The following is an 18565-nucleotide window of genomic DNA, read 5'->3' as shown; positions in this document are numbered from 1 at the left end:
AACACTAGCCGCAAACACAATGCCATGATTTAATTTCCACAAATACGCTCTAAAAATAAAAGTAGAATGACTACGCCTGTTGTTGCAGAAATTGCCTTAAATGTGCCGCTTTACCGTAACTTTGATTACCTCGTTGAACCTCAGTTTCAAACTAATATTGCCGTGGGTTGTCGTGTTGCAGTTCAGTTTGGTCGTCAGCAACTTGTCGGCATTGTTGTTGCGTTAAAATCAAATAGTGAATTTCTCGACAAATTAAAACCTATCTCACGTTTAATTGATAACAACGCGATTATTGATCGCCATATGATTAGCCTTATCGAATTTGCCAGTCATTATTATCAAAACCCGCTTGGTGAGTGCTACCAAGTTGCACTACCAACTCTGTTAAATAAAGGCGAAGCAATTGATAAGTCTGCGGTGCCTATCATTAAACTGGTCGATGAAAATGCATCAGTGAATGGTAAAAAACAGCGCCAACTAATCGAGCATTTAGTTGATTCAGGCAGTACGCCAGTTACTGAGTTAAGCGCACTCGGATTCAGTAGTGCGACCGTTAAATCACTGCTGGAAAAAGCGATTATCGAGAAAACAGTTGAGTATAATCGTGATTGGCAATCAAAACCTCTCGCAATCGGCGATAAACCCAAACTTAAGCGTGAACAAGCCATTGCACTTGCAGCAATTAATCAAGCTACGGGCTATTCCTGCTATTTACTAGAAGGTGTAACTGGTAGCGGTAAAACAGAAGTTTATCTGCAAGCTCTGGAAAAGCCATTGCAACAAGGTAAACAAGCGTTAGTACTGGTACCCGAAATCGGCTTAACGCCACAAACCGTTAACCGCTTTCGCAGGCGCTTTCCTAATGTGCCTATTATGCTTTGGCACTCAGCCATGACGGATAATGAACGCCTATCAACTTGGCGTGCAGCACAAACTCAAAGCGCTGCCATTGTAATTGGCACCCGCTCAAGTGTGTTTTTACCATTCGCCAAACTCGCAATGATTATTGTTGATGAAGAGCACGACTTATCATTTAAACAGCAAGATTCATTGCGCTACCATGCTCGTGATTTAGCTTGCTTTCGTGCTGCTAAACTAGCTATTCCACTCATTTTAGGCAGCGCAACGCCCTCACTAGAAAGCGTGCAAAATGCCATCAACAAAAAATACCAACTACTTACATTAACTGAGCGAGCACAAACACAAAGCGATAATCAGTATGTACTACTTGATATGCGAGGGCAGCATCAGCAGTCTGGTCTTGCACTTGCAACGCTTGATTACATCAAAAAAGAGCTTACTAAAGGTAAGCAAGTTATGGTGTTTTTAAATCGTAGAGGCTTTTCACCCAGTCTTATTTGCCACGAGTGTGGCTGGTTAAGTCAATGCCAACGCTGTAGCGCCAATGCCACCTATCATAAACATATTCGCAATTTAATTTGCCATCATTGCGGTGCGCAAGAGCATGTGCCAACACAATGTCCAAGTTGCGGTAGTACGCAAATTATCCCCGCAGGACAAGGCACAGAACAAGTTGCTGAATTTTTAGCTGAGAGCTTTCCCGACACCCCAATCACCCGAGTTGACCGAGATTCAACGCGAAAAAAAGGCAGTTTAGAAAGCGCACTGCACGACATAAACAAAGGCGAACCGCGTATTTTAATTGGTACCCAAATGCTTGCTAAAGGACATCATTTTAGTGAGGTATCGTTAGTCGTCATTATGGATGTAGATAGCGGACTCTACTCTTACGATTTTCGCGCTACAGAGCACCTAGCCCAATTAATTACCCAAGTTTCAGGTCGCGCAGGGCGTAGCGGTGAAGCCGGCACGGTATTGCTACAAACGCATTTTCCAGAACATCCGCTATTACAAGACTTAATCAATAATGGCTATCAAGACTTTTCCCGTTATGCTTTGCGTGAACGTGAAGAAACCTTGCTACCACCCTACACCAGTCTTGCAATCATTCGTTGCGAATCGCATAAGCTAAACGACATCAATAATTTTTTATACGACCTTATTCCAGAACAACTGCCTTCTGGTATACAATTGCTCGGACCTGTTCCTGCAGCACTTGAGCGCATTGCAGGCAAATACCGCTACCAGCTCCATATTCAAGGTAATGAGCGCAAAAAATTGCACTTATACCTACATCAACTTGTTAGCTACATAAGTCAAAGTAAGCTAGCAACAAAGGTCCGCTGGAGTATCGATATCGACCCAGTTTCAATGGCATAAGAAAATAGTAAACAATGGCCCAAAGAGATTACGTAAATAAAAAGCGTGCCCCTAAAAAAACAGCCCCAAGCAAACGCCCTTTTCCAGTTGCTGCGTTAGTAGCCGCGGTTGTTTTAGTGTCGGCCGGTATTTATGGCTTGTACTTTATTAGCACCTATAGCGATGTAAAAGCATCACAGCAAAAAGTTGCCAAAGAACAAGCAAAAGCACCTAAGCCTAAGCCGAAAAAACCCGATTTCATCGAAGAAATTGAAAATGCCAACATTGAGGTTGAAGTTACAGAACAAGAGCAAAAAGGCCCCTACTATATGCAATGTGCATCACTGCGTAATCGTGATGATGCGGAAGCGTTAAAAGCACAAATTGCATTTAAAACCGGCCTCATTGCCGATGTAGACCGCACTGAAGGCAAAAATGGCGTATGGTATCGCGTAAAAATAGAACCGTTTGCCACCAAGCGCCTTGCTGAAAGTGCGAACAACCAGATTAAACGTGCGCGCATTTCTCGCTGTCGCATTTATTTAATGCCTAAGTAACACAACTAACACAAATTTAAGCTTGGTAGTTTTGTTTTGCTACCAAGTTCCCTCGCCAAGCCTTGAAATCCTTTGTTTACTCCCCATATCAATAACAATTGAAATTAACAGATTAAACCTAAGGTTTATTTATGACTACGATAGTTTCTGTGCGCCGCGAAGGCAAAGTAGTGATTGGCGGTGATGGCCAAGTTTCACTGGGCAACACAGTAATGAAAGGCAACGCAAAAAAAGTGCGTCGTCTTTATAACGGTAAAGTACTTGCCGGATTTGCGGGCGGTACAGCCGACGCTTTTACACTATTTGAACGTTTTGAAACTAAACTTGAAATGCATCAGGGCCACTTAACCAAAGCGGCTGTTGAAATGGCCAAAGATTGGCGAACTGACCGCGCATTAAGAAAACTCGAAGCGCTACTAGCCGTCGCAGATGAAACTGCATCACTGATTATCACAGGTAATGGTGATGTAGTGCAGCCTGAGCATGACCTAATCGCTATTGGCAGTGGCGGCAACTTCGCCCAAGCATCAGCAACCGCATTACTTGAAAATACTGACTTAAGCGCACGCGAAATTGTAGAAAAAAGCCTTAAAATTGCGGGCGATATTTGCGTTTTCACGAATAACTTCCAAACCATTGAAGAGCTGGGGTAATTAAATATGTCTGCAATGACACCAAGAGAAATTGTACATGAGTTAGACCAGCACATTATTGGTCAAAACAAAGCTAAAAAAGCCGTTGCGATTGCCCTTCGTAACCGCTGGCGTCGTATGCAACTTGACGAAGCGCTGCGCAGTGAAGTAACGCCAAAGAATATTTTAATGATTGGACCAACGGGTGTAGGTAAAACTGAAATTGCACGCCGTTTAGCAAAACTAGCTAACGCGCCATTTATTAAAGTTGAAGCAACGAAATTCACTGAAGTAGGTTACGTTGGTAAAGAAGTTGAAACCATTATTCGCGATCTTGCTGATATTGCAGTGAAGATGACACGTGAACAACAAACCGAAAAGTACAAATTCAGAGCTGAAGAAGCCGCGGAAGAGCGCATTTTAGATGCCTTATTGCCACCAGCAAAAGATGCATGGGGCCAAGCGCAAGAATCTGAAAATAATGCAACACGTCAAGCATTTCGCAAGAAATTACGCGAAGGTCAATTAGACGATAAAGAAATCGAAATTGATGTTTCTCAAGCGCCTGTTGGCGTTGAAATTATGGCGCCTCCAGGCATGGAAGAGATGACTAATCAGCTACAAAGCATGTTCCAGAACATGGGTGGCGAAAAAAAGTCTAAGCGTAAACTAAAAATTAAGGACGCGTTTAAGCTACTTACTGAAGAAGAAGCTGCAAAGCTAGTAAACCCTGAAGAGCTAAAAGAGCAAGCTATCAACGCTGTTGAGCAAAATGGTATTGTGTTTATTGATGAAATAGACAAAATCTGTAAGCGCGGTGAATCATCAGGTCCAGATGTAAGCCGTGAAGGTGTTCAGCGCGACTTACTACCACTTGTTGAAGGTTCAACAGTAAATACTAAACACGGCATGGTTAAAACTGACCATATTCTCTTTATTGCATCAGGTGCGTTCCAAATGGCAAAACCATCGGATCTTATTCCTGAGCTACAAGGCCGTTTACCAATTCGTGTAGAACTAGAAGCACTAACATCATCTGATTTCGAGCGAATTTTAACTGAACCGCACGCATCGCTTACAGAGCAATATCAAGCGCTAATGGGCACTGAAGGTGTTAACGTTGAGTTCCGTGACGACTCAATCACTAAGATTGCGGAAGCTGCGTGGCAAGTAAACGAAAAAACCGAAAACATTGGTGCACGTCGATTACACACCGTAATGGAACGACTAATGGAAGAAATTTCATATGATGCGAGCGAAAAATCAGGTGAAAGCCTGATTGTAGATGCAGCCTACGTTGAGCGTTTCTTAGGTGAATTAGTTAAAGATGAAGATTTAAGTCGTTTTATCTTATAATTTGACTCGTCTTTTATAACAATAGAAAAGGCGCTTATTGGCGCCTTTTTATTTGGGTATTTTATGTTAGTTTCTAAATTGCATTATCACCGTGTTTCAAACTTGCTCGATGTGTATTTTGACGGGCAGACTCAGCACACATTTACACCCGAATTTTTGCGTGTTAATTCGCCTTCTGCAGAGGTGCAAGGGCATGGCAAACCGATTTTAGTAACCAACAAAAAAGACGTTACCATACAGGCGATAGAGCAAGTCGGTCACTATGCCGTGCGCATTACTTTTAACGATGGTCATAATACCGGGCTTTATAGTTGGGATTATTTGTTTCACTTAGCTCAAAATCATGATGCACTGTGGCAAACATACTTAGCCAACTTAAAGCAAAGCAAAGCGTCTCGCGACGCCTTGATCCCAATTAAGATTACACATTAAATTTTTCAATTGCTCTGTGCAGTACTTCAGCCTGAGTCGACACTTCTTCACTAGTTTGCGCATTCGTTTCTGAATGCGCTGCAGCTTGCTCCGCAATATCACGAATTTTAATAACGTTTTTATTTACTTCAGACGCCACCTGATTTTGCTCATCTATTGCCGTGGCAATTTGAGTGCTCATATCCATAATGGTTTGTACATCTTCACTAATCGAATAGAGCAAGGTACCCGCTTGTACCGCTTGCTCTGAACTTGAACTCCCCTGCGTTTTACAGCGTTCCATTACACTTACAACCTCTTGCGTACGCTGTTGTAATGTAGAGATAATACTCTCGATTTCTTGCGTTGAATCTTGCGTTCTTTGAGCCAGTGAGCGTACTTCATCAGCAACTACCGCAAAGCCGCGCCCTTGCTCACCTGCACGCGCCGCCTCAATTGCCGCATTAAGTGCGAGTAAGTTAGTTTGTTCAGCGATACCACGAATAACATCAAGCACAGAGCCAATTGTTACGGCATCTTGCTCTAGTTGAGTTACAACATCAGACGCATGAGTAAGTGAATTAGTCAATTCAGAGATACGCGCTACTGTAGAGTCAACCTCTTGCTTACCTTGCATTGCACTTTCGTTAGTTGACTCTGCTTTTTTAGCTGCAGCCTCAGTATTGTGTGAAATATCTTGAATTGTTGCCTGCATCTCAGTCGCGGCTGTGGCTACCATATCCGCTTCATGTAATTGTTCACGCATACCTTCACTGGTTTCAGCTGTGGTATTGGCAAGGTTTTCTGTTGCCGAATTTAGAATGCCGAGTGCTTGCTTAACCTCAAAAATAAGGTTTTTAAAGTCATTAATGAAGGAGTCAAAATCACCTGTCATTCGTGCAATTTCGTCTTGACCTGCACTTTGCACACTGCGCGTTAAGTCATTAGTGCTGCGGATAGTATGAATAATGTCGCAAACCTTATTTACAGGTAAAATAATTGAGCGACTAGTCATGTATACCAACGTCATTACAACAATCGTTGACAATACAAATATAATTATAGCCACAGTTGAGGTAAAGTCGGCGCTTTGTTCAATGGCCTTTTTTGTCTCGGCAGTCATTTGATCGACCAGTATATCGCTTTTTGCTACACTGGCGGCCATTTTGCCCAAGGCACCTGACTCTAGGTCTAGCCCTAGCGCCTCTTGTGCTTCAACTAAAGCTGAAAATTCCCGCTTATAAGTATCTAATAGGGTTAAGAGTTGCGATTGATAACTCGAATCTAGGTCAGCTTGCTGGATATTTCCCTTGAATTTATCAATGTTGTTGTTAAAACGCGTTAAGTATTTTTTGTCGAGGCGCAACATAAAGTCTTTCTCGTTGCGGCGTAACTGCAACATATCGGCGAGTAACTGATAGTTATTCTGCTGCTTTAACAAGGTTTCAACTTGATGAACTGCAGCCCTTAAATTACCGTAAGCTGCATCTTTCGGGTGCAAACCAATACGTCGTTGTAGTGCCACCACCTCGTTAAAATCGGCATTGTATTGGTCGATTATGCCGTTCAATTCAGCTAATGTTTTAGTTGATATATCAAGCTCTTGCAGTAGCTCATTTAAGTTGCTCGATTTATTTTTCAGTAACTTAAACTCATTATCGAACTGCTCTAACGATTCTACGTTTTTATAAAACAAAAAATTCTTTTCATGTTTACGCAAAACACCTTCATGAATCGCCAGCTCTTCTGTTAACTGAATCGCATTATTCAGTTTAAGCATCACTGATGCTTCATAAAGAATCACTAGCAGCAATATAAACATTGCCGTACCAACAAAAAAAGCATTTAACTGTAGCCGTGCTTTAATTGTTAAGCGTTGTAGCAGCTCCATATAAACCTCTGTTTCATATAATTTTTAGAAAGCTTATAAAAGTATAGATGCTATATAAAATTGTGCTAAAAGTAGATTAGCTCACAAACGCTGGAAATTGAATATTCTGCCACAAGTTATCTGATAAGGCTTTCACGTCGCTTGCGCCTGCAGCTATCCAGTCGGTTAATGGGCTTGGGTCGCTTGGAAAGTTAATAGCCTGTTTGTTGTTAACCGAAAGCCAATCATCCACTACATCGGTATTTAAGCACGACATACTTGTAGCAAGCCCTGCATTGACTAAGGTAAATGCATTTGACGCTTGTTCAAATTGGCCATCGAGCGGTTTTAGCAGTAACTTTTTACCATAGCGCAGCGCTTCGCTTGATAACTCAAAGCCCGCGTTACCTATCGTACCAGAAGCGGAAACCAAATCATTTAGAAAACCAACCCGGCACGGAGAACGCAAGTGAATGTGATGATTAATACTTTTATTACTTAACTGCGGGTGATAGCAGTAAAATTCGTATTCAGGAAAATACTGTAATAGCGCAATGATCTTCTTAGGATCCTCAAAGGGTAAATAAACTAAGATCTTATTTTCAATGAAGTTGTCTTTTTGCCAGCTTTTAACTGGCTCGATAAATGGCGGAATAATATTTTGATGATACGGGAACCAATGAACGCCCAAATAACAATCTGCTGGTGCAAACAGCTTTAAACCCAAACGCGTTAACAAGGTCGCCCCTTGCGACGGTACTTTATTTGATAAAAAAGAAGCTTGGTGACTAATGCCTATGCAAGGTACTTTAGCAAGTTTTGCTGCCCACGCTGAAATGGGCTCAAAGTCATTAATAACTAAGTCATAGCCCGATAAATTAAACTTTTTAACATCGTGAATAAATTGGCCAACGCGAATATTTTTAAGGGTTTTTAGTTTATTTACACAGCCGTTTTCGATGGCAAAAGTAAAACCTTCTCGTGTTTGATAATCATTAAACTCAGACATATCAAAATACTTATTTGCAGGTCGGCCGCTAAAAAAGTAATCCACTTTAATACTGCTTTTTGCGAATGACTTAGCCATTGCCCGAGCACGTGTAATATGCCCATTTCCAGTGCCTTGAATGCCATATAAAATTTTCATAATGAAGCTCCGAAAATACCTACAAACGCAAACCCCGTACCCAGTATAGCGCCTACGATAATGTCGCATGGATAGTGCACACCAAGCATTACGCGTGACAATGAAATGGCAACGGCCAAAAACAATACGTAACTAAATTCAGGAAAATACCAAGTAATAACACAGGCAAACAGCCATGCAGCGGAACTATGCCCAGATGGTAAACTAAAACGATCACTTGGTATCACAAAGCCTTCGACAATTGACTGGCTAGGCCTTTCACGCTTTAAGGTATTTTTCAAAAAGAAGTAAACAGGTCGTTCAACTGAAAACCCTAAAACCAAAGCAAATAATGCTAACTTACTGGTTTCAGTATCAATCAAATAGCATGCTGCGCCAACAAGTAAATACAAAAAGCCATCCCCTAGTTTTGACACCGCTTTTATAACGTATAACCTACGTTTAGAAGCTTGGTGATTAAACAATTTAAAAAATGCTTTTCGGTCTAACTGTGAAATGGTTTGCATAGCAATTCTCAATTGCAAGGAGTTAGTTTGACTTTAGATTCACTACGTAACAATCAGGTGACAGTTTCACGTAATTAAGATGGAAATTTGATGACCTATTTATGACAACCAATAACAGAGGTTATTTGTCGGAAGTTATATTCTGTTTAATTCATTGCGGGCCATTTATAGAAACCTAAACATCAATAACTTAAACACGCTGACTACAACCCACAATAAAACCTAACGAGCATAGATAAATCATTTACAAAACCATACGAGATCAATTGTATTAATCATGCTGCAGGGTATACTGAGAAAACTATTTAAGCCCTTGGAGCTAATATGGAAATCAATACATCAGACCTGTGTGATCAGTTTGCTGATAGCATCGACGTACTAGAACCTTTGTTTGTTAATTTTGCTGGCGCAACCGCTTTTGCTGGTCAAATTACCACAATAAAATGTTTTGAGAACAATCAACTTATCCGAGAGACTTTGTCACAGGATGGTTCAGGCAAAGTACTGTTAATCGATGGAGGCGGCTCTACACGTCGCGCATTAATTGATATTGAACTTGCTGAACTTGCTCTTGATAACAACTGGGAAGGATTGGTTGTTTACGGCAGTGTTCGCCATGTTAGTGACCTTGAAGAGCTTGATATCGGTATTCAAGCAGTGGCATCTATTCCAGTAGCGGCAGACAGCGAAGGTTATGGTGAGTTAGGTGCTCCGGTTAATTTTGCCGGCGTGTCTTTCTTTGAAGGTGACTACATCTACGCTGATAGCACAGGTATTATCCTTTCTGCTGAAGAGTTGTCGATTGATTTAGAAGAAGATGAATAAGCTAAAGATATATACCGAGCAAAGCATTGCTGATTTATGTCAAGCGCGCGCAGGTGAGCAGCGCGTTTGGCAAAGCATTTCGTTTATTAATCAACAACAGTCAATTGAAAATGCGCTTGCCGATGCATCCGCCTATGGTATTAAGTACGTGCTGGTTGGCATTCCGGAAGATATTGGTCCTCGCGCCAATTTAGGTAATGGTGGTGCCGAACTTGGCTGGCAGGCCTTCCTGAGTAAGTTTTTAAACTTGCAAGCAAACCAATTCATTGCCAGCAATAAAGTACTGTTACTTGGTGAAGTCGATTGTGCCGATATTATGAAACGCGGCCAAGGGCTAAGCAACAAAGTACCAGCCGAACTCGATACACTACGTACACTGTGCGGTGAAATTGATGATATCGCCAGTCCAGTATTACAAATGATTTTTGATGCGGGATTAGAGCCAATCGTGATAGGTGGCGGTCATAATAATTGCTACCCAATTATTAAGGCGCTAAGCGAAAGCACGCAACAAGCCTGTTGCGCCATAAACTTAGACCCTCACGCTGACTTTAGAGCCACAGAAGGCAGACATAGTGGCAACGGCTTTAGTTATGCACATCAGCAAAACTACTTACGTGATTACCATGTAATTGCCATGCATGAATTAAAGAACAACCAAGCCATCATTGACCGCATGCATAATGCAGGGTTCTCTTATGATTCTTATCAAGCGATTAAGGTAAGGCAAGAGCTTAGCCTGAACGAGGCAAATAAAGCCGCACTTGCGCGAATGCAAGGCTATCAATTACCAATGGGTATTGAAGTCGATGTTGATAGCATTTCTTATATGCCTGTCAGTGCCTTTACCAATTGTGGTTTAGCAGTATATGAAGCTGAGCAATTTGTCTATCAATTAGCACTAAACCCATACACCCGCTATTTGCACCTTTGTGAGGCTGCACCAAGCGAGCATGCAAATGGTGTAAACCAAGGTATGAATGAGGCTGGACAAATCTTAGCTGCACTTGTTGCCAGCTATTTAAGTGGTCGCGAAGCGTAGTTTGTTTACATGAGCGCCTAATACGGGCGCTCACCGTTGGCAAGACGTTTTTGCCACTGCTTTAACCATCCCAACAAGCCTACATTCGGTAGTGGTCTTGAGAATAAATAACCTTGCGCCGCATGACACTTCATACTACTGATATAGGTATATTGAGTTTCAGATTCGATACCCTCACACACCACCTTAATACCTAAGCTATTACTCATATCAATAATGCCACTTAATAAGCTACGCGTATTTACATTTTCGGTTAACTCTTTAACGATTGAACCATCAACTTTGACATAATTTAACGCAAGACGAGGCAGCCTAGATAATTGCAATGGCTCAATACCTAAGTCGTCTAAACACACCGCAATGTTATTTTCTTTAAGGCGTCGTAAAATAGATTCGCCAAAATCAGGTAAGCCCATAAACACATTTACCGGCGCTTCAATAATAATATCGCCTTCGGTTAGTCTGTGCTCTACCAGCACATCTGCAAGATGATCAATAAACTCATCTTGCAGCAATTCTTTACCAAATAAATTAACGCTTATCGGCACATTAATCTCTTCAAGCTTAATTGCTAGTGCCAACTCAGCCGCTTTCTCTGACACCCAACGTGCAATCGGCAGTGTTAATCCCGCGGCACTAATTTCATCAATAAAGTGTTTTGCCTCTAAAGTACCAAACTTTGGATGATGCCAACGCAACAGCAACTCGATAAACAAAATTTGATTTGTTTCGATATCAATAACCGGGTGAAAATAAAGCTGAAAATCTTTATCAAAATCAAGCACTGATAAATCAGATAGTAGCTGTCTACGTTTGTCTGCTCGCTCTGCTATCTCTTTTTGGAAGGTAATTAACCAATCTATTTCTGACGTAAATTCGATTGCTAAATGCGCTTGTGCGAGTAACTGCTGTGCTGTTAATTGTTTTTTGTCTTCAACAATCGCAGCTCGTAAAGAGAGCTCTGAATCGATGTTGTCAACTTGCGTAGGTTTGTGCACTACGTCGTATATACGGTGAATTAAACGCTGATGAATATGCGCTTCATTAGTAGTATCAACGGCAAAGGCAAAATCAACCCCACCTAAATAACAAAGCTGCACGTCTTCATTAAATAACGATAACGACAGTACATCACCGGTATTTAATTCATCATTAATTTTTTTGCCGAGCTTAGCAATTAATAAATCACCAAAGTCATGGCCCACCATACGATTAATTTGACCCAACCCCTCAAGCTTAATTAAAACCAAAACACGGTTGAGTGATTGAACTTGCCAATTGTCATAGCCATTTAGAAATAAGCTGCGCTCAAGTAGCAACTGTTTGTCGTTATGGGCTTCATTGGTGTGCAATTGCGAAGACAGGGCAATTCTAAGGCGCTTTTCACGTCTAAAGTAGGTATCAAGGTTGGCAAAAATATAGTGAAATACAACTGCAACAGGTGGCCAAGCGCCACTTAAGTAATCTGTAAAGAAAGCGACTGAAAGGCCAAGGAATAGCAATAAACTAACAACATTGAGCCATAGCGCCATACGCTGTGCTTTTTTTTGCTGCGAAAAATAGCATTCAGCTAGCAAAATCAAGGCGCAAATAATAATAGCAACAAGGTTATGCGTTGAAAGAAATGCCAGCGTTGCCACGCCAAGCAAAATATCCAACACACGATTCACTGCGTTGCCAGCTTGCAAAATCGCTAATAACCAGCTCACAAGCAACATCCCAGCCACTAAACTAGGAAATGTAAAGATGCTTTTTTCTGTTGCTGCAAACAGTGAAAACGAACTAAGCGTTAAACCACCCGCTGCTATTACTTTTTTCATACGCCTCTCACAGGAAATAGCTTCCTACTTTAATTGATGACCATCTTTCCATAGTCCCTTCAAAGGGTTGACGCCATATTGATACGATAACTGCGCCGGAGAATCAATATCCCAGAGCACAAAATCAGCGTTTAATCCTACTTTAATTACGCCTCGGTCCGTTAACCCAAGCGCGCGAGCTGCATTTACCGTAACACCTGCAAGTGATTCAGCAGGAGTCAATCTAAATAATGTACATGCCATATTAAGCATTAATTGTACCGAGCAAATAGGTGACGTACCAGGGTTGAAATCGGTGGCAATTGCCATAGCTACTTTATGTTTACGCAGCAGCTCAATGGGTGGTAATTGTGTCTCACGTAAAAAGTAAAAAGCACCTGGTAGCAGCACTGCGACTGTATTAGCTTGCGCCATTGCCACAACACCCGCCTCATCAAGAAACTCAATATGATCCGCCGACAACCCGTTATACTCTGCAACTAATTGGGCACCTTTCAAATTTGAAAGCTGTTCTGCATGAAGTTTTACAGGAAGATTAAGCTTTTTCGCTGCATCAAATACACGGCGAGTTTGTTCGTTTGAAAAACCAACCCCCTCACAAAACGCATCTACAGCATCGGCTAAGTTAAGCTCAGCCACTTTTGGCATCATTTCATCACATACTAAGGTAATGTAATCATCAGCTTTGTCTTTATATTCTGGCGGTAATGCGTGCGCACCAAGAAACGTTTTTTGTACATCAATTGGGTGGTGTTGATTCAGTTGCTCTGCGACTTCGAGCATTTTAATTTCACTGTCTAGATCTAAACCGTAACCTGATTTAATTTCAACTGTAGTAACACCTTCGTTCAACAATGCATTTAAACGATCTTTTGCGCTAACAAATAGTGCTTCATGATCAGCCTCTCGTGTCGCTTTTACTGTTGAGATAATGCCACCGCCTTGCGCTGCAATCTCTTGATAGCTTGCACCATTTAAACGCATTTCAAATTCGTTAGCACGATTACCAGCACATACAATATGAGTATGGCAATCAATCAAGCTTGGCGTAATCCATTTACCGTGACCATTTACTACAGGGGTTTGCAAACTATCAAAATCCGGAAAATCCGTTGCATTTCCACACCAAGCAATTTTGCCTCCTTTAATACCCAAAGCAGCATTTAGCACCGTGCCATAGGTATCGTCTATTGCACTGTCCATGGTTGCTATATGAACATTGGTGATCACTAAATCAAAACTCTGCTTCGCTGCCGCATTTACATCATTGGCTGTCATAACTAACTCAAATTACATCTATTCTTAAAAATGAAAGTCTACCAAGAAGACTTGTATATACAATACAATTATGCCATCTTCATTGTATCTTTTATCAACTATAGCTTGATTACTCGTTAATGCTTAGGTAAAAGGCTTAAAACAATTGAATAATCAACAACACTGTTACTATGGCACAACCTAAATTCGCGCAAATAAAACAATACATCATTGGCAAGATAAAATCAGGCGAATGGGCTGAGAACAGCCGGGTAGCGTCAGAAAATGAACTCGCCGAGCAATTTAGTGTAAGCCGTATGACAGCAAGGCGTGCACTTAGTGAGTTAACAGACGCTGGCATTCTGAGCCGCACACAAGGATTAGGGACTTTTGTCGCAAGTTTTAAATCACAGTCTAACTTGCTAGAAATTCGTAACATTGCCGATGAAATCAAAGAGCGTGGCAGTGAACATAAGTGTATTCCTGAAATTTTAGAATCAATGCCCGCAATTGCACCGATCGCAATTGCTTTAGGCGTTGAACAAGACAGCCTAGTATACCGTTCGGTGCTTGTGCACCTTGAAAATGGCACACCAATTCAAGTCGAAGAGCGTTTTGTAAACCCAGCATTTGCGCCAGGGTATCTGCAGCAAAACTTTGAACAAGTAACGCCGCACGAATATTTATGCGAAGTGGCGCCACTTACCGAAGCGCGTCATACCGTTGAAGCAATAATGCCAAGCCCTCAAATCAGCCAATGGCTATCGCTGTTTAATGAAGAGCCTTGTTTACAAGTTATTCGTCGCACTTGGTCATCAAATGGTGTTGTAAGCTTTACTCGCCTTATTTCACCGGGCAGTAAATATCGCCTTGGCGGACATTTAACATTTAAACGCTAAAAAATGCTGCGTATTTGTTAGCAGTGCTTTAGGGCCTCAAACAAGTTATCGTATTTAAACTGAAAGCCCTGCTCTACAAGTAAATCACTTGAGATAATACGCTCTTCTAAATTATTATTTTCAAAGTTCACGCCTTCAACTTCGAGTAATTTAGTAGCCTCTGCGTAAAACGCCTGCTTAGTCGGATGATGTGGCGTTACTAAATTAACAATCGACGAAGTAAGGTGATGCGTCGCAACAAATGATAAACCAGTGACTGCATCATCTTGATGCAACATATTTACTAACGCATTGGCGCTTGATGATAATGTTTTGCCACTTAAAAAACGCCCTGGGTGACGCTTTTCACCGATAAGCCCACCTAAGCGAACAATAACATAATCCAGACCACTATCAGCCACTTGTTGTTCATTTTCTAATAGTCGCGATTGCTTTTCAGCTGATGCATCAAACGCACTTAGCTCTGTATAAGTTTGAGCTTTAGTTGGATAAACACCGGTTGTAGAGCAAAATACGAAGCGTTTAGCCTGTTGTGCTTTAGCCAATGCTAAACTCTCAGTTAAGTACTGAGAGTATGCGCGCTGAGCCTCTAGAGTACGACCAGGAGGCATACAGAAAAACCACACAGCGTGCGGAATATCAATTTCACAAACACCTTGTTCAAGATTAAATTGCGCCCAGTTAGACTTATTTTTAGCTTGGCGACTTGTTCTAACAACCTGCCAACCATCGCCTTCAAGACTATTCGCCAAAGGCTGCCCTAACCAACCCGCTCCCACTACAACGCCATTATTTGAATTATTAATCATTACTAGATAGAGTCTAAGAACAAAATCCGATTATATAACAATAATTTTGCGTCTGCTTACGTGGTTTTGTGTCGATAAAAATTCAACTGTTTAGCCCTCAGGAAGTATAAGAATGTTAAATAATTTATCCTTGAGAAAGAAAATCCTATTACTAATTGGCGGTACGATAACTGTACTGCTTATACTCTCAGCCTTTTATTTTGTTAACCATATTTCAAACCTGTCACGCGCCTCCGTCGAGTCTGAGGCGAAAAGCTATTTAAAAACCGAAAAACTTAATATTGAAAGCTTTTTTTCGCAATATGGTCGCGTTGTAGAAACCTTTGTTACTAATCCACATTTAGTCGAATGGTTCGCAAATTGGAGCAAGCGAGGTGCTGATTATCAAAGCTCACAAGGATACAACACCATCAACCAAGACTTCATCAGGATTAGTGGTTCTGATAGTAATATTCTTTCCGCCTTTTTTGCCTCAGCGAATACTGGTGCTTACTTCAAAGAAAATGAGCGTACAACACAATACAACGGCGCTGAGTACTTTGCATATAAACGCGGTTGGTGGCAAGACGCATTAAAACATGATGGCTTATATGTTGGTCCTCTCGCTATTGATTTGACTACAGGTAACGTATCAGCCGTAGTGCAACAAACTGTTTATGACAGTAATCGAAAACTAATTGGTGTAGGTGGAGTAGACCTAAAACTTAACAACATTGCAGAAATGATTGAACAAATACAATTTAACAATGTTGGCTATGGCTTTTTACTCGACCATGAACAAAAAGTCGTACACTTATCAAATCGCACAAACCACACACTATCGGTGATTGAAGATGAGTCTCGTGGCATTTCAAAAGACGACTTATCTGCTCTTGAATCACAAATGCCAAACACCACTGGTTTTACCGCTCTCAACAGTCAAATGAAACAGCAAAAATCGGGGCATAGCCAAGTAACACTCAATGGTGAAACTTACTTTGTTGTATACCAACGATTAGAGCTAAGTAAACCAAGCTTAAATTGGTATTTAGGTTTGCTTGTGCCTGAAAGTTATATTAATACACCTGTTAAAGAAGCTGCATGGGCCACTACATCAAGCGTAATTATTATTCTAGCTATTATTATGGCGATGATTTTTTTCGCTACACAAATGATTGTTAAACCAATTTCAGCACTAACAGAAACCATGCAAGACATTGCTTCAGGCGAAGGGGACCTAACCAAACGCATTAGCGTTGATAGCCAAGATGAAGTTGGTCAATTAGCGCAGCATGTAAATACCTTTATCGACAAGCTACGAACATTACTTATTAATACACGCGATCAATCAATTCAACTTGATAGTGCTTCAGCGGAATTAAGCCGAGTATCTGAAGAAACTCACCAAGAAATTCTGCAAGAAAAAGACGAAGTAGATAATGTCAGCACTGCGGTAACTGAAATGGCTGCAACTGTGTTAGAAATATCACGCAATGCTCAGCAAGCCAACGAGGGCACCGATTCAGTAAACCAGTTAACGAGCAAAGGTGTTACGCTTTCAAATACTGCGCAACATGAAATGCAGTCACTCTCTGAGCATATTCAGAATGCAGCTGAAGTTGTGTCAGGGTTGGAGCAAGAATCGAATAATATTGGCAGCGTAGTTGATGTAATTAATAGCATCGCGGAACAAACTAACTTACTCGCCCTTAACGCCGCTATAGAAGCAGCCAGAGCGGGTGAACAAGGTAGAGGCTTTGCGGTAGTGGCAGATGAAGTAAGAACGCTTGCTAGTCGTACTCAAGAGTCAACTGATGACATTCGTAATATGATCACTCGCTTACAGCAAATCGCAGTGCAAGCAACGCAAATGATGGAACAAGGAAAAGAGCAAGTATCACGCTCAAGTGACAAAACACAACAAGTGCTACAAGCCTTCACCGATATTTCAACATCGGTGAGTTTAGTTCAAGATCAAAACCATCAAATTGCAACCGCAACAGAAGAGCAAACTGTCGTCGCTGAGGATATTAATAATAACTTAAGCTCAATTAACTCGTTAGTTAACAATACATCACAACATGCCAATGAGTTAGCAAGAGAAGCACAGATATTACGGAACCTTGCTGGTAATTTAAATAAAACAGTAAACGAATTTAAATTATAAAAGGCACAGCGGAGCGCGTTACGCGCTTCGTCATTTACTCCAACTTACCAAGATACTTTTCCACAACCTTACGATAACCGTTATCAAGCAAAAATATTGCTAACTCTCGATTAAACTCATCGCGCAGCGACTTATCCGAAAACCCAGCACTTGCAGTTACCGATGGGATCAACGCATGCTCTTTAAATAAAGAAAGATCTCTCTGTTTATCAACAAAGCGATAAAAGTAATAGAAAATATACTTATCTAGCACAGCATAGTCATAACGCTCCTTTTTAATTAACTCAGGTATCACCTTCATGCTCGGTGATTCAAAATAGTTACTTTGCTTACTAAGCAGTTCAAATTCTTTACCGAAATAACCTGGAGCACCTTGAAAAGTAATAATCGAATGACCTTTCAAATCACTCAAATACTGCGGTGTTAGTTTATTATTTTTTAATGAAAATACCGTGGGCGCATACTTAACAATCGGATGAGAAACGTAAAACCCTTCTTCATCGCTTGTAGCAAAAATAGGCGCCATCGCTACGTACGCACCAGATTTAACTAACGTCTCTGCACGCCCTAATGGTACAAAATGAAACTTCACATCGTAACCTAGACGCGTTAAAACCGCTTTAACAACATCTAGGTCAATCCCACTATTTTGAGCATCATTAATAGTATGCGGAGGCCCTTCACTGCTTAACACAACAATTTGCTTTGCAGTTAATGTAAATGAACAAACTAATAAAAGGAGTGATAGAACTCTTAACATACAGAATTATAAATAAATTATTATATTAGGTTAAACGCTTAAGTATGAAGTGAAATCCATAAAACGCAAAAAGCCCGCTCAATGAGCGGGCTTTTCACTTAATTAGGAGCTTGAAGATGTTCAAGTGCCCACAGCGGTGAAGATGCACATGGGCGTTCGCCCTATCTTTTTGAAGTTCAAATGCAAAAAAGCCTCAACATAATGTTGAGGCTTTCTTTAAATTAGGAGCTTGGCGATGTTCTACTTTCACATGGGCGAACCCACACTATCATCGACGCTGTTTCGTTTCACTTCTGAGTTCGGCATGG

At 41.1% G+C, this 18565-nt stretch carries 16 protein-coding genes; 9 read left to right on the top strand and 7 right to left on the bottom strand.

Annotated features, from left to right (window positions below; all coding sequences use genetic code 11):
* Window positions 1–66: 66 nt before the first annotated feature.
* The 5 genes from priA (at window position 67) to AN214_RS18930 (ending at window position 5197) form a co-directional block, all read left to right on the top strand.
* On the top strand, window positions 67–2241 hold the full coding sequence (gene priA, locus AN214_RS18950) for a primosomal protein N' (protein ID WP_054981138.1): 2175 nt from the start codon (window positions 67–69) through the stop codon (window positions 2239–2241).
* Window positions 2242–2255: 14 nt separating this feature from the next.
* Complete coding sequence (locus AN214_RS18945; RefSeq protein ID WP_054981137.1) at window positions 2256–2777, top strand: SPOR domain-containing protein; 522 nt, start codon at window positions 2256–2258, stop codon at window positions 2775–2777.
* 131 nt (window positions 2778–2908) lie between these two features.
* Window positions 2909–3430, top strand: coding sequence for an ATP-dependent protease subunit HslV (gene hslV / locus AN214_RS18940; RefSeq protein WP_010562151.1), 522 nt, complete (start codon window positions 2909–2911; stop codon window positions 3428–3430).
* A gap of 6 nt (window positions 3431–3436) precedes the next feature.
* Window positions 3437–4765 carry an HslU--HslV peptidase ATPase subunit gene (hslU, locus tag AN214_RS18935; RefSeq protein WP_054981136.1) on the top strand — a complete coding sequence of 443 codons (1329 nt, stop codon included), beginning with the start codon at window positions 3437–3439 and terminating at the stop codon, window positions 4763–4765.
* A 63-nt stretch (window positions 4766–4828) separates the two neighbouring features.
* Window positions 4829–5197 carry a gamma-butyrobetaine hydroxylase-like domain-containing protein gene (locus AN214_RS18930; protein ID WP_054981135.1) on the top strand — a complete coding sequence of 123 codons (369 nt, stop codon included), beginning with the start codon at window positions 4829–4831 and terminating at the stop codon, window positions 5195–5197.
* On the opposite strand, the gene AN214_RS18925 is transcribed toward AN214_RS18930, so the two are convergent.
* The 3 genes from AN214_RS18925 to AN214_RS18915 form a co-directional block, all read right to left on the bottom strand.
* Complete coding sequence (locus AN214_RS18925) at window positions 5187–7067, bottom strand: methyl-accepting chemotaxis protein (RefSeq protein WP_054981134.1); 1881 nt, start codon at window positions 7065–7067, stop codon at window positions 5187–5189. The two genes, AN214_RS18930 and AN214_RS18925, sit on opposite strands and share 11 nt — an antisense overlap.
* 76 nt (window positions 7068–7143) lie before the next feature.
* Entirely contained in the window at window positions 7144–8193 is a 1050-nt protein-coding gene (locus AN214_RS18920; protein WP_054981133.1) for an MJ1255/VC2487 family glycosyltransferase, read from the bottom strand.
* The gene (locus tag AN214_RS18915; protein ID WP_054981132.1) at window positions 8190–8699 is read right to left on the bottom strand and encodes a phosphatase PAP2 family protein; all 510 of its coding nucleotides are present in this window, start codon (window positions 8697–8699) and stop codon (window positions 8190–8192) included. The genes AN214_RS18920 and AN214_RS18915 overlap by 4 nt, the downstream gene beginning before the upstream one ends.
* A 324-nt stretch (window positions 8700–9023) precedes the next feature.
* Between AN214_RS18915 and rraA the strand changes: the two genes are divergently transcribed.
* Together rraA and AN214_RS18905 are read left to right on the top strand one after the other, a co-directional pair.
* On the top strand, window positions 9024–9524 hold the full coding sequence (rraA, locus tag AN214_RS18910) for a ribonuclease E activity regulator RraA (protein WP_054981131.1): 501 nt from the start codon (window positions 9024–9026) through the stop codon (window positions 9522–9524).
* Window positions 9517–10566 (top strand): formimidoylglutamase, encoded by a 1050-nt coding sequence (locus tag AN214_RS18905; protein ID WP_054981130.1) that lies wholly within the window; start codon window positions 9517–9519, stop codon window positions 10564–10566. Before rraA ends, AN214_RS18905 begins: the two co-directional genes overlap by 8 nt.
* A 17-nt stretch (window positions 10567–10583) precedes the next feature.
* Here the strand turns inward: AN214_RS18905 and AN214_RS18900 are convergent, their stop codons facing one another.
* Both AN214_RS18900 and hutI read right to left on the bottom strand, forming a co-directional pair.
* Complete coding sequence (locus AN214_RS18900; protein WP_054981129.1) at window positions 10584–12386, bottom strand: GGDEF domain-containing phosphodiesterase; 1803 nt, start codon at window positions 12384–12386, stop codon at window positions 10584–10586.
* A 24-nt stretch (window positions 12387–12410) separates the two neighbouring features.
* Window positions 12411–13664, bottom strand: coding sequence for an imidazolonepropionase (gene hutI / locus AN214_RS18895; RefSeq protein ID WP_054981128.1), 1254 nt, complete (start codon window positions 13662–13664; stop codon window positions 12411–12413).
* A gap of 170 nt (window positions 13665–13834) precedes the next feature.
* On the opposite strand from hutI, the gene hutC reads away from it, so the two are divergent.
* Window positions 13835–14542 (top strand): histidine utilization repressor, encoded by a 708-nt coding sequence (hutC, locus tag AN214_RS18890; protein WP_054981127.1) that lies wholly within the window; start codon window positions 13835–13837, stop codon window positions 14540–14542.
* 17 nt (window positions 14543–14559) lie between these two features.
* Here the strand turns inward: hutC and AN214_RS18885 are convergent, their stop codons facing one another.
* Window positions 14560–15351, bottom strand: coding sequence for an NAD-dependent epimerase/dehydratase family protein (locus AN214_RS18885; RefSeq protein WP_054981126.1), 792 nt, complete (start codon window positions 15349–15351; stop codon window positions 14560–14562).
* 112 nt (window positions 15352–15463) lie between these two features.
* Between AN214_RS18885 and AN214_RS18880 the strand changes: the two genes are divergently transcribed.
* The gene (locus tag AN214_RS18880; RefSeq protein ID WP_054981125.1) at window positions 15464–17497 is read left to right on the top strand and encodes a methyl-accepting chemotaxis protein; all 2034 of its coding nucleotides are present in this window, start codon (window positions 15464–15466) and stop codon (window positions 17495–17497) included.
* A gap of 34 nt (window positions 17498–17531) precedes the next feature.
* Here the strand turns inward: AN214_RS18880 and AN214_RS18875 are convergent, their stop codons facing one another.
* Window positions 17532–18191, bottom strand: a complete 660-nt coding sequence (locus tag AN214_RS18875) for an ABC transporter substrate-binding protein (protein ID WP_235576778.1) — start codon at window positions 18189–18191, stop codon at window positions 17532–17534.
* Window positions 18192–18565 lie beyond the last annotated feature (374 nt).

This window comes from Pseudoalteromonas sp. P1-9 (assembly GCF_001399975.1).
In the GTDB taxonomy this organism is placed as follows: domain Bacteria; phylum Pseudomonadota; class Gammaproteobacteria; order Enterobacterales; family Alteromonadaceae; genus Pseudoalteromonas.
The sequence above is the reverse complement of the archived record's forward strand: the minus strand, read 5'-3'. Positions and strand labels throughout refer to the sequence as shown.